Origin of the sequence: Microbacterium zouquanmingi (assembly GCF_052266695.1) — a bacterium.
GTDB lineage: Bacteria > Actinomycetota > Actinomycetes > Actinomycetales > Microbacteriaceae > Microbacterium.
Window position 1 is genome coordinate 194,951 of the sequence record NZ_JBQPQZ010000002.1, and the last position, 11,872, is coordinate 206,822.

Below are 11,872 nucleotides of genomic sequence, written 5' to 3' on the forward strand. Positions count from 1 at the left end.
TCTAGGCTTTGACTATGACTTTCGGAGGACCGGGACAGCCGCTGCACACCAGACCTGCGTATTCGTCCGCCTTCGAACAGCCCATGGCATACGCGCCGCCTGCGCCGATCGTGCAGCCGGCAGCCCCTGCGCTGCCGGCTCTGCCCGTTCCGGCGCGGAAGGGACGCACGGTTTCGATCTGGGCCTTCGGCATTCTCGGGTTCGTGCTGCTGGCATTGATCGGGTATTTTGTCTGGGCGCTCGGACCTGAGGCCTCTGGCGTCGGTCTTGTGATCGCCATGGTGCCGCTGGCCATCGTGTTCATGGGCGTGCACCTCATCGATCGATGGGAACCAGAGCCGAAACCGCTGATCGCGTTCGCGATCGCCTGGGGTGCGATCGGTGCAGTGGGGATCACTCTCATCGTCGATCTCGGGATCACCATGCTGATCGGGCTGCGCACCGAAGTGCTCAGCACCGTGGTCCAAGCTCCGATCATCGAGGAGATCGCCAAGGGACTGGGCATCTTCTTCGTCTTCCTGATGGGGCGACGCGCGTTCGATGGTCCGATCGACGGGATCGTGTACGGCGCGCTGATCGGGGGCGGGTTCGCTTTCACCGAGAACATCCAGTACTTCGCCATCAGTCTGCTCGAGGGAGGCGGCTCCCAACTGACGGCGACCTTCGTGATGCGAGGTCTGCTTTCACCGTTCGCGCACGCGATGTTCACCGCGTTGACCGGATTCGCGATGGGGCTGGCGGCGCGCCGCAGCGCTTCGAAGAGCGCAGTATTCGGAGCGGGCTGCATCGGGTTGGTCGCCGCGATGCTGCTGCACGGATTCTGGAACGGCTCGGCGCTGTTCGCGGACTTCTTCGCGCTCTACCTGTCGCTGCAGGTGCCGCTGTTCATCGGTTTCATCCTGGCCATCGTCGCGCTGCGTCGTGAAGAAGCGCGCGTCACCCGAGCGCGCTTGAGCGAGTACTCAGCGGCCGGGTGGTTCACACCCGAGGAAGTGACGATGCTCGCGACGCCCGCGGGTCGGAAGATCGGGATGCAATGGGCGGCCTCCCTGAGCGGCGATCGACGGCCGCTCATGAAGCAGTTCATCCTGGACTCCACAGCGCTGGCAGCAGTGCGCCAGCGTGCTCTCACCGGACGCGACCCGCTTGCAGCCGATGACGAGCGCGCCCTGCTCACACGTACACGCGCAACGAGAGCAGCGCTGCTGGCGTACTGAGTTCGACCGGGCTCTTGACAGGGGCAGAGACCGGGTGCACCCTGGAGACAGACCAACTCATCGCCCGGGAGACTCGCAGGCATCGCCGCAGCACCGGGCGTTGAGTCTGTTCACACGATGTTCGCTCTGAGCGGGTGCGGTCGCATTGACCGGGCCCCGGCGCTCCGCTTTGATGGAATCATGACTGATCGCACAAAGCCCGAGTTCGACGCACCCACCGGACCCGCTCCTGAAGAGCTCGTCATTCGCGACCTCATCGAGGGCGACGGCGCCGAGGCCAAGCCCGGTGACACTGTGACCGTGCACTACGCCGGTGTCGAGTACGACTCCGGAGAAGAGTTCGACTCCTCTTGGGGTCGTGGCGAGACCATCCAGTTCCCGCTACGCGGACTGATCCAGGGCTGGCAGGACGGCATCCCGGGTATGAAGGTCGGCGGCCGTCGTGAGCTGGTCATCCCTCCGCACCTGGCCTACGGACCCGCCGGTGCTGGCCACTTCCTCTCCGGCAAGAGCCTTATCTTCATCATCGACCTCGTCGCTGTCGGCTGATCTGCCCCGCTCTTCTTGAAGGCCTCTGTCACGCGTGTGGCAGGGGCCTTCAACCTTCCCTCGAGAAATTTCTGCCATTCTCGGAATACATGCGCGTGCATACGAGTTGTACCCGTGTGTAGGCCGCACGTGCGGCTCAGAACTTGAGGAGAATCCCGCATGACCACGATCGACATTCCCGGCTACCGCGCAGGCACCTGGACGCTTGACCCCTCGCACAGTGAGGTCACCTTCAGCGTGCGTCACATGATGATCTCGAAGGTGCGCGGCACTTTCGGTGTGAAGAGTGCAACGATGATCGCGCCCGAGAACCCGCTCGACGCAAAGGTCGAGGCCTCTGTCGATGTCACCTCGATCGACACCAAGGATGAGGGCCGCGATGGGCACCTGCGCTCCGCAGACTTCTTCGACACCGAGAACTTCCCCACGATGGAGTTCGTCTCCACCGGAGCCCGCGTCGAAGGCAACGACTTCTTCGTCGACGGCGACCTCACGATCCGCGGCACCACGAAGCCGGTGAGCTTCGAGTTCGAGTTCGGCGGTTTCGGTCAGGACCCGTACGGCAACTACAAGGCCGGCGCTTCCGCATCGACCACGATCAACCGCGAAGAGTTCGGTCTCACCTGGAATGCGGCGCTCGAGACCGGTGGGGTCCTCGTCGGCAAGGACGTCACGATCACGCTCGACCTTCAGGGCTCGCTCGCGCAGGCCTGACCCCCGAGAGCACCCTATTGAACCCCGTGTCCGTCAGGGCACGGGGTTCAATGCGTCGTAGTCGCGGAATCTCGGCGCGAAGCGCACGAGCGTGCCCACCAGTGCGATCACGATGAGCCCTCCCAGAAGTGGAGGGAACCACAGTGCGGTGAACGTCGCGAGCGTCCCCGCGTAGAGGGCTCCGACGCGCGGGCCGCCCGCCACCACGACGACGAAGATCCCCTGCAGGCGTCCTCGCATCGTGTCGGGCACGGCAGCCTGCATCATCGTGCTCCGGTAGATGGAGCTGATGTTGTCGGATGCTCCGGATACTGCGAGCGCGATACAGGCAGCCACGATCAGTCCCACGCTCGGAGCGGTCTCGGTCGCGTGGCTGGAGAATGATCCACACAGCAGCACCGCCCCGAAGAGTGCGATAGCCGCGCCGTAGGCCTGGATGGCGCGCTGGATACCGCGCCCGTGCCAGCGGTACTGCGCGATGCGACCGGAGAGAAGGCTCGACATGAAGGTTCCTACGGCGACGGCGGCCGTGAGCAGACCCGTGGTGACCGCGCCCCCGCCGAGTATCACCGTCCCGAGGGCTGGGAAGAGCACGAGCGGCTGCCCGAATGTCATCGCGATGATGTCGCAGATGAACTGCATCCTGATGTTCCCCGCGCGACGCAGGAACTGCCATCCGTCCACGAGGGAGCTGAGCCCAGGACGAATGATCTCACCCTCTGGGACGAGCGCCGGCAGCGTCCACAGCCCGAGGAACATCGCGAGCATCAGCACGACGTCGATCGTGTAGGTCCACCCGTAGCCGGTAAGTGCGACCAGAACGCCGGCGAGAGCCGGCCCGACCATGACGGTCATTCCGAACGCGATGCCGTTGAGGGCCGATGCTGCCGCGAGCTTCCCTCGGGGGATGAGTCGCGGCACGATGGCTGTGCGGGTGGCCATTCCCACGGAGTTCGCGGCCGCGACGATCATGCTCAACGCGTAGAGCCACCAGATCGTCTCGTTCTGCGTCCAGGTGAGGATCGCGAGCAGCGCGGTGGATGCGAATGCGACTGCTGCCGCGATCAGCGCGACCACGCGCCGATCGAACGCGTCAGCGAGCATGCCGCCGTAGAGCCCCGCGAGGACCATCGGCACGAGTCCAGCGACAGCGATCATCGACACTGCGAAGGTGCTCTGCGTGAGAGCGAACACATGCAGCATGACCGTGACGATCGTGAGCTGTCCGCCGAGGCCCGCGAGAGCTGAGCCGATCCACATCCGCGCGAACGCCGGGCTCTCCTTCAACGGTGAGAGATCGATGAAATGACTCACGCCTGGGGCCCCTGATGCATCCCTCGAGAGTATCCGAGTGCAGCGCAGGGCGGTCCGCAGGTGCTCCCGGTGGCTGGTAGACTCTACAGGTTGCCGTTTGATCGGCCGCGGATAAAGAGAGCCCACGTATCAGGCGTCGGGCGCCGCGCAATGAGTGAGAGGGGATCGAATCTATGGCACTGGAAGCAGACGTCAAGAAGGCGATCATCGAAGAGTACGCGACGCACCCCGGTGACACCGGATCCCCCGAGGTGCAGGCCGCAATGCTGACGCAGCGCATCAAGGACCTCACTGAGCACCTCAAGGAGCACAAGCACGACCACCACTCGCGTCGTGGGCTGTTCCTGCTCGTCGGTCAGCGCCGTCGCCTGCTCGGTTACCTCCAGGGTGTTGACATCGAGCGTTACCGCTCGCTGATTCAGCGCCTCGGGCTCCGCCGATAACGACCAGCGTTCAATCGCGCAAAACTTCTTGGAAGGCCGTCCCTGGTGTGGGGCGGCCTTCGTCGTTCCCTCTCAGGCCGGGTAGGTCACGGTGCTCCCGGTGACGATGGCTCCCTGCGTGAGTTCAGCGGAACTCTCGCGGCCCGCATTCATGAGATGGAAGACCTTCTCTCCTCGAGCGAGGAGATGATCAGAGATGATCCGCCGGTGGCAGCGCCACCAGACTGCTTCAGAGCACATCACGGCTGTGCGTACCTCTCGTCCGATCGCGACCAGGTGATCGTATCCGCGGTTGAACTCGTCTGACAGCGCGTAGTCGGCGTAGTTGTGAAAGCTGCGGTTCTGCCAGAAGGCATTCGTCTCGAACGGCACGTCCTTGGAGACCTTGCGACGGCCGCCGAGCTCGGGGATGCGATCGAAGCGGATGCTGTTGGCGCCGAGCGATTCACGCAAGGCATCTTCGTTGTACTGAGGGTGCCGATTCGACCCCGGAAGGCGGCGGACGTCGACGATGCTCTCAACGTTCGCCGATTGCACCAGGGCGATGAACTCGTCGATAGACCGGTCCGAGTGTCCGATGGTGAAGAACGGCAGTCGCATGCCTCCAGGCTATTGCGGCGGCATGGCCAGATGGGTCAGGCAGGTGCGCCCAGCAGATCTGCGTGCTGGATGGCCGCGACATTCGGGTGTGCGCGCAACCGATAGCGCAGCGCGTTCTCCCCGTACAGGCCTTCGATCGGGTTGGAGGACTCGTCGCCGACGCCGCGGCTGTGTGCTTTCAGCTCCGCGGGCAGGTCGATGACCGGCACCCGAGCATCGAGCGCCGGGTTGAAGAAGAACGGCACTGAGATGCGGTCGTCCGGGGCCGTCGGCGAAACCACACGGTGGTTGGTGGCTTTGAGATAGCCGCCGGTGGCGTACTCGAGCATCTCGCCGATGTTGACCACGAACGCGCCGTCGACGGACGGGGCATCGACCCATTCGCCGCCACGCTCGACCTGCAGGCCGCCCTTGCCCGGCTCGACCCAGAGCAGCGTCAGCACACCACCGTCCTTATGGGCGCCGACGCCCTGCTGAGGCTCCGGTGCATCTGTGCCGGGGTAGCGGACGATCTTGACGAGCGTCGCCGGCTCGCGGAAGCTGTCATCGAAGTGCGACTCATCGGCTCCCAGCGCCAGCGCCCAGCTGCGCATGAGCTTGCGGGCGATCCCGTCGAGGCGCGTCAGCCATTCCTCTGCGACCTCGCGCAGCTCGGGCTGTGCTGCGGGCCAGAGGTTCGGGCCGATGAGCCGATTGAACGCCGGGCCGTCCTCGACGCTCTCGCGCTCCGGGCCGATGTCGATCTGTTCGCGCCAATCCACCTTGCCCTGGGTGAGCTCGCCCCCGGTGCGGGTGTACCCGCGGAACTGCGGACTCTTCACGTTCTCGATCGCGAGCTTCTCCTCCTCAGGGAGCGCGAAGAAGTCGCGTGCGGCCTTGTGCAGGCGCCCGGAAAGCTCGGCGGTGACATCGGTGCCCGTGAGGTAGAAGAAGCCGACGTCGTGGGTTGCCGCGCGCAGATCGTCGCAGAACTGTGCGGCGGCCTCGGCTCCCTGGTCGAGCTGCGACAGGTCGAGGATAGGGAGGTTGAGATCAGGCATGTCCCGAGCGTAAGACGGAATTCCGCACGTCGCGGCGAGTGTTACGAAGCGAGGCGCACGGAGACACTGTTGAGTGAGGATTCAGCGCTCCGGTGGTCGCCGTGAACCGGTGGGGTCGTCTCGACGAGACGCATCCACGAGGCGCGCATCCGAGAAGAGCCACCGTGCGCGCGGCTCGATGAGAGGACGGAAGACCCGGCGCACGGGCTTGGTCGCCAGTACCAGAGCGATCACGATCGACAGCACGATGACCGTCGGCAGCCAGATCCACGTCGGTTCTGCGTTGCGCAGAATGCCGGACTCTCGGAACGGGTAGAGAACGAAGGAATGGAGCAGATACACATACATCGTGTATTGACCGAATTTCGTCCACCAATACGTACCGCGGGGGATCAGCGCGAAGAACGCGATGCTGAGAATGAAGCCGAGCGCGATGAGCACCAGTCGGATGCCGCCGGACCACCAGGCCTGCGCGCCGAGAGCGGCATAGGAGTCGTCGTAGAAGAACCAGTTGTCAAGGTCGATGCTCTTCCACAGATCCACCCAGTTCCAGGCGACGAAGCCGACGGCGACGAAGGCCGCGACGGCGATCGCGCGCAGCCACCACGGGCGTGCGTCGATGAGCCGCAGCCTGTTCACGAGGTCCTTCTCGTGCACCCACCAGCCCAGCACGAAGAACGGCAGGAAACCGAGCGTGCGGGAGAGCGAGAAGGTGCTGTCGACGTTGGGGAGGTAGCCTGCGCCGACCGAGATGAGCACGGCCCACACCAGGGGCCAGTGCAGGAGCGCCAAGTAGGGGAGCACGAGTCGGAAGATTCCGAGCGCGAGCAGGAACCAGAGGGTCCACGAGGGCTGGGTGAGGTTCGGGTCGGCCCGTCCCTCGACGAGCCACTTCGTGAGCGTCCACAGCAGTTCGAAGATCACATACGGCACGAGGATGTCGGTGATCACTCGCGACATCTGCTTCTTCGTGGGGGGTGCGGACTTCGAGAAGTAACCGGCGATGATCGCGAACGCCGGCATGTGGAACGCGTAGACCGAGAGATACAGCGCCATTGCGATGTCGGAGTCATAGGTCAGACGCTGGATCGCGTGCCCGAGAACGACGAGCACGATGCACGCGTAACGCGCGTTGTCCCAGAACGGAACGCGTCTACGCGGGCGTGCTGAAGAGCCGGTGATCGGCCCCACGGGCGCCTTGGGGGTGCTGCTCATCATAGAAGGCTACCCGTCGGGAATAATATCGCTGAGGTCGCGTTTCATCAGATATATTCAAGTGCATAGATGCGGATGCCTGGCGCACCCGCTTTGAGAAACCGGAGCATCACCATGAGCGAACAGCCCGACACCTCAGGCATCCAGTTCGGACTCTTCACCGTCAGCGACGTCACCCAGAATCCCGTGACGGGCGAGACGCCCAGTGAGCGGCAGAAGATCAAGGACGCGATAACGATCGCGAAGCACGCCGAGGAAGTGGGGCTGGACGTCTTCGCGATCGGCGAGCACCACAACCCCCCGTTCTGGTCTTCATCGCCGACGACGACGCTCGCGGCGATCGCTGCACAGACCGAGCGCATCATCCTGTCTACTTCGACGACCTTGATCACTACGAACGACCCGGTGAAGATCGCCGAGGACTTCGCGATGCTCCAGCACATCGCCGACGGTCGCACTGACCTCATGCTCGGCCGCGGCAACACCGGCCCCGTCTACCCGTGGTTCGGCAAGGACATCCGGCAAGGCCTGCCGCTCGCGATCGAGAGCTACGCACTCCTGCGTAAGCTCTGGGATGAGGACGTCGTCGATTGGGAAGGCAAGTTCCGCACGCCGCTGCAGGGCTTCACCTCGACGCCGCGTCCGCTCGATGGTGTGGCGCCGTTCGTGTGGCACGGCTCGATCCGCACCCCTGAGATCGCCGAGCAGGCTGCCTACTACGGCGACGGCTTCTTCGCCAACAACATCTTCTGGCCCAAGGAGCACTACCAGCGCCTGATCGAGCTGTACCGTCAGCGCTTCGCGCACTACGGACACGGCACGCCAGAGCAGGCGATCGTCGGCATCGGCGGTCAGGTCTTCATGCGCGCCAAGTCACAGGATGCCGTCAACGAGTTCCGCCCGTACTTCGACAACGCGCCCGTGTACGGCCACGGCCCCAGCATGGAGGACTTCACTGAGATGACCCCGCTGACGGTGGGGTCGCCGCAGCAGGTCATCGACCGGTACGCCGCGATGCGCGACACGTTCGGCGACTACCAGCGTCAGCTGTTCCTCATCGATCACGCGGGCCTTCCGCTGAAGGTCGTGCTCGAGCAGCTCGACATTCTGGGGGGAGAGGTCGTTCCGGCGCTGCGCCGCGAACTGATGACGAATCGTCCCGCCGAGGTGCCGGATGCGCCGACTCACGCAGCTCGCATCAAAGCTGTGTACGGCGATGGACCCTCGCGCGAGGCGCGCCCTGGCGCGAACCGTGGCGACAACCTCACCGCAGGCTCGCCATACCAGGACACCGCCACCCCTGCAGGGGCAGCGTTCGGTCTCGGCCGGAAGGGAGCATGATCATGGCTGAACGCCGTATTGCTGTCATCTCTGCGGGTCTGTCGAACCCTTCCTCGACACGGATGCTGGCCGACAGGCTCGCCGCTGAAACGGTGAGTCAACTGGCTGAGCGCGGAATCGAAGCATCCGTCGACGTGATCGAGCTTCGGGACCTGGCCCATGACATCACGAACAACCTGCTCACCGGCTTCGCGCCGGCGGAACTGGAGTCGGCGATCAACTCGGTGTACTCGGCCGATGCGCTGATCGCGGTGACGCCGATCTTCTCGACGAGCTACTCCGGGTTGTTCAAGTCGTTCATCGACGTGCTCGAACCGGATGCGTTGACGGGTAAACCCGTGCTGATCGGCGCGAACGCCGGTACCGCGCGTCACTCGCTCGCCATCGATTATGCGATCCGTCCGCTGTTCGCGTATCTGCATGCTGAGGCCGTGTCGACGGGAGTGTTCGCAGCATCCAGCGACTGGGGCGGTTCCGGCGACGAAGTCGCGCCGCTCAGCAAGCGCGTGGAGAAGGGTGCGCGCGAATTGGCGGAGGCGATCGCCCGCAAGGATGCCGTCACCTCGAACGATCCATTCGACCCGGCCAACTATCTCGGCGAAGGCCGTTCGTTCGGGCATCTGCTCGGAGGTCTCTCCGGAGAGTGAGCCGGAGCAGAACGAAGGCGCCGCACCCGAACGGGTGCGGCGCCTTCTCAGCGGTCAACCGCTCTTGCGTCGGAACTCACGCCGCGTCTGCGGGGCGTTCGCTGCGTGGACGGCGGAATCGCCATCCAGGTGCGACTCACCGTTGCGGTGATGTGCGTTCTTCTTCTCGAGCGCTTCCTTGAACTTGCGCTTCATGTCCTCGGCGGAGGACGGTGCGCTTTCTTCGGTGCTCATGGAGTCAGCCTAGGCTAATGAGACGATATGGTGTGAGCACGTTGACCTACTTCTGAAAGGCCACCATGCGTGTACTCGTGACGAGCTCTCGGAACACATTCGCTCTTGACATCATCCGGAAGCTGGGGAGCCTCGGGCATACCGTGGTCGCCACGGACACTTACCGAGGTGCGATCGGCAATCATTCGAAGTACGTCGCCGAACATGCAACGACGGCGTCGCCACGGTTCGACACCGATCGTTTCATCAGTGATATCAGCGATCTCGTGAACAAACATGAGATCGAGCTGATCGTCCCCACTTTCGAGGAAGCCTTCTACCTGGCCGCGCGCGTTCATGACCTGCCAGATGGTGTGCGGCTGTATGCCGGCAGCTTCGATGCGCTCGCTCGGCTCCACGACAAGGCGAGCTTCAAGCGCCTCGTCACCGAGGCCGGGGTTCCCGTTCCTGAGACGATCGTGGCGACCGATGACGCTTCGCTCAGGGCAGCGATCGAGAAGTACCCTCGCTACTTTGCGCGGGCAGCCTTCTCTCGTGGCGGAATCGGGCTGCTCACCAACACCGGTCCACTGGCCGGCAACGTTGCAGTCGATGACTGCAAGCCCACGCCGGAGCAGCCTTGGCTGGTGCAGCCGTTCGTCGACGGGCCGATGGTGTGCACGTACAGCACGATCGTCGACGGCCAGATCACTTCTCACAGCACCTATCGCGCACCTGAGCAATGGGCGCACAGCACAGGGATCACCTTCCTCGCTGTCGACAGCACCGACACGCTCGCGTACACGCAGCGCATCGTCGAGGCGCTTGGTGGCGATTTCACCGGTCAGCTGTCGTTCGACTTCGTCGACAACGACGGTCAGCTGTACGCGATCGAGTGCAACCCGCGACCGACGAATGGAGTCATCCTGCTGGAAGCCGATGACTTCGCCCGCGCGCTGACGGGAGATGTGGACGAGACGGTGGTCGTGCTGCCGGGTGTCGAACGCCAGGTATCTCTCGCCGTGCTCGCTGATGCGTTCACTGAGCCGCTCAAGCACCTGCCGACGACCCTGCACGACCTCCTAAAGGTCAAGGACGTGGGGGCGGGGTGGCATGACTCGCTTGCGATGATGTGGAGTCCGGCCACGCTCATTCACGGCGCCAAGCTCAGCCACGGTCAGCACAAGGAGCTTCTCGGTGCGCTCGGGGACGACATCGTCTGGAACGGCGAGCCGATCGATGGCATGAGCGAGGCCGATGCCGCGGCACTGGAAGCCGTGCACGCGCAGCAGATCTGAGCCGGCTGGTCAGCCGAGCACAGCTTGCTCCAGCCGCGCGGCGGCAGTGAGTGCGCGAGACAGGGCGACGGATGCTCCGCGTCGAGGCAGCTCGTCAAAACGCTGCGCCAGCTGTGCGAGCGCTGCGTGCTCACCCCGAACGAGCTTTCGCACGGCGTTGAGGAACGCGATCGGGTGAGTATCGAGCGCACTGTGGCCGTTCTCGATCATGATGAGCGCGGCATCCGGAGCTGTGTTCGCGACCCGCTGTGCGATCGCGGGAGGGGTGCGGATGTCTCGGCGGCCGACGATCAGAGCCAAAGGCCAATCGAACGTCCGCACGGCGGCGGGCAGATCGAAGGACTCGCCGGCGAATGAGGGGAATCGGTGCGCGAGCCGAGAATAGGTGCGCGCAGGATCGAGTGGAAGGCCATCCAACGCGGCGCCGTAGCCGAGCTCGCGATATCCGATGGCGCCGACCGTGGAGAAATCGTAGTGTCCGGGGATTCGGATGATCGATTCGTCACGCGCGGAGTAGAGCGCCAGCGCCTGCCATGCGGGCCCCCTTCGGCGGAGCCGATTGTGCAGCAATGGTCGAAGGAGCGCTTCGCCGCCGATCTCGTAGGCGGCGCGGATCACGTCGAGCAGCTGACGATCCTGTGCGGCCGAGGTGCGCAGCGCGTGCACCGCTTCGGAATAGGGGGCATCCTCATCCCAGAAGAGACTCCTGATCAGCTGTCGTTCCAGAGCGATGTCTTCAGCCGATTGCAATGCCGAGTCGAGCAGCATGCCCGCCACGCGACCGGGATGACGGGCCCCGAAAGCACCGGCGAGATAGCTGCCGTACGACGAGCCCGCGATGAAGGCCTGCTCGGCTCCTTCATGATCGAGCACCGCGGCGATGTCATCGACGACATCGCTGACCCACATCGCCGACTGCGGGAGTGCGCGGCCATCGAGACCCCGCCGTGAACTTCCGACGCCGCGATGCTCGACCATGATGATGTCGAGTCCGCCGGTGGCGGCGTGACGCCGCAGCGACCGATAAGGGCGAATGGATCCGAGGCCAGGGCCACCGGGAATCACAACCACCGGCGTGCTGGTGCGAGGCCCCGTGCGAACGTATGCGAGGTCGAAAGCGGGGGAGAGCGAGGCAGCTGGTCGCCGTACCCGAAGCGTTCTCATGAGGATGACTCTAGTGTCCGGGGCGTTCGGAGCTGCCGCGCTGATAAGCTGGAAGTGGATTGCTGTGTGCAATCAGCGCGCTGATACGCGCGCGTACGTATGATCTCGCCCGTCACA

Annotated in this window: 13 protein-coding genes; 7 read left to right on the plus strand and 6 right to left on the minus strand. The window is 64.3% G+C overall.

Annotated features, from left to right (window positions below):
- The first annotated feature begins 14 nt into the window (after positions 1–14).
- The 3 genes from ACTU6U_RS05060 (at position 15) to ACTU6U_RS05070 (ending at position 2,480) form a co-directional block, all read left to right on the plus strand.
- Positions 15–1,217 carry a PrsW family intramembrane metalloprotease gene (locus ACTU6U_RS05060; RefSeq protein WP_443468082.1) on the plus strand — a complete coding sequence of 401 codons (1,203 nt, stop codon included), beginning with the start codon at positions 15–17 and terminating at the stop codon, positions 1,215–1,217.
- A 180-nt stretch (positions 1,218–1,397) separates the two neighbouring features.
- Positions 1,398–1,766: an FKBP-type peptidyl-prolyl cis-trans isomerase gene (locus ACTU6U_RS05065; protein ID WP_417508467.1), complete on the plus strand. Its 369-nt coding sequence runs from the start codon at positions 1,398–1,400 to the stop codon at positions 1,764–1,766.
- Between the two features lie 159 nt (positions 1,767–1,925).
- A complete protein-coding gene (locus ACTU6U_RS05070; RefSeq protein ID WP_443468083.1) occupies positions 1,926–2,480 on the plus strand; it encodes a YceI family protein in 555 nt (184 codons plus the stop codon).
- Between the two features lie 33 nt (positions 2,481–2,513).
- Here ACTU6U_RS05070 and ACTU6U_RS05075 read toward each other — a convergent pair whose 3' ends face one another.
- Positions 2,514–3,740 (minus strand): MFS transporter, encoded by a 1,227-nt coding sequence (locus tag ACTU6U_RS05075; RefSeq protein ID WP_443468428.1) that lies wholly within the window; start codon positions 3,738–3,740, stop codon positions 2,514–2,516.
- A 227-nt stretch (positions 3,741–3,967) separates the two neighbouring features.
- On the opposite strand from ACTU6U_RS05075, the gene rpsO reads away from it, so the two are divergent.
- Positions 3,968–4,237, plus strand: a complete 270-nt coding sequence (gene rpsO, locus ACTU6U_RS05080) for a 30S ribosomal protein S15 (RefSeq protein ID WP_147037780.1) — start codon at positions 3,968–3,970, stop codon at positions 4,235–4,237.
- A 72-nt stretch (positions 4,238–4,309) separates the two neighbouring features.
- Here rpsO and ACTU6U_RS05085 read toward each other — a convergent pair whose 3' ends face one another.
- The 3 genes from ACTU6U_RS05085 to ACTU6U_RS05095 all read right to left on the minus strand — a co-directional run bounded on the left by ACTU6U_RS05085 (position 4,310) and on the right by ACTU6U_RS05095 (position 7,092).
- Complete coding sequence (locus ACTU6U_RS05085) at positions 4,310–4,837, minus strand: DUF488 domain-containing protein (protein ID WP_443468084.1); 528 nt, start codon at positions 4,835–4,837, stop codon at positions 4,310–4,312.
- 35 nt (positions 4,838–4,872) lie between these two features.
- On the minus strand, positions 4,873–5,877 hold the full coding sequence (locus ACTU6U_RS05090) for an isopenicillin N synthase family dioxygenase (protein WP_443468085.1): 1,005 nt from the start codon (positions 5,875–5,877) through the stop codon (positions 4,873–4,875).
- Positions 5,878–5,958: 81 nt separating this feature from the next.
- The gene (locus ACTU6U_RS05095) at positions 5,959–7,092 is read right to left on the minus strand and encodes an acyltransferase family protein (RefSeq protein WP_443468086.1); all 1,134 of its coding nucleotides are present in this window, start codon (positions 7,090–7,092) and stop codon (positions 5,959–5,961) included.
- A gap of 114 nt (positions 7,093–7,206) precedes the next feature.
- On the opposite strand from ACTU6U_RS05095, the gene ACTU6U_RS05100 reads away from it, so the two are divergent.
- Positions 7,207–8,433, plus strand: coding sequence for an LLM class flavin-dependent oxidoreductase (locus ACTU6U_RS05100; RefSeq protein ID WP_443468087.1), 1,227 nt, complete (start codon positions 7,207–7,209; stop codon positions 8,431–8,433).
- Positions 8,434–8,435: 2 nt separating this feature from the next.
- Positions 8,436–9,080 (plus strand): FMN reductase, encoded by a 645-nt coding sequence (locus ACTU6U_RS05105; protein ID WP_443468088.1) that lies wholly within the window; start codon positions 8,436–8,438, stop codon positions 9,078–9,080.
- 54 nt (positions 9,081–9,134) lie between these two features.
- Here the strand turns inward: ACTU6U_RS05105 and ACTU6U_RS05110 are convergent, their stop codons facing one another.
- Positions 9,135–9,314, minus strand: a complete 180-nt coding sequence (locus tag ACTU6U_RS05110; RefSeq protein WP_417508474.1) for a DUF5302 domain-containing protein — start codon at positions 9,312–9,314, stop codon at positions 9,135–9,137.
- 77 nt (positions 9,315–9,391) lie between these two features.
- Here ACTU6U_RS05110 and ACTU6U_RS05115 point away from each other — a divergent pair, with 77 nt between their 5' ends.
- Positions 9,392–10,591, plus strand: a complete 1,200-nt coding sequence (locus ACTU6U_RS05115; protein WP_443468089.1) for an ATP-grasp domain-containing protein — start codon at positions 9,392–9,394, stop codon at positions 10,589–10,591.
- 9 nt (positions 10,592–10,600) lie between these two features.
- Here the strand turns inward: ACTU6U_RS05115 and ACTU6U_RS05120 are convergent, their stop codons facing one another.
- Entirely contained in the window at positions 10,601–11,755 is a 1,155-nt protein-coding gene (locus ACTU6U_RS05120) for an alpha/beta fold hydrolase (RefSeq protein WP_443468090.1), read from the minus strand.
- Between the last annotated feature and the right edge of the window lie 117 nt (positions 11,756–11,872).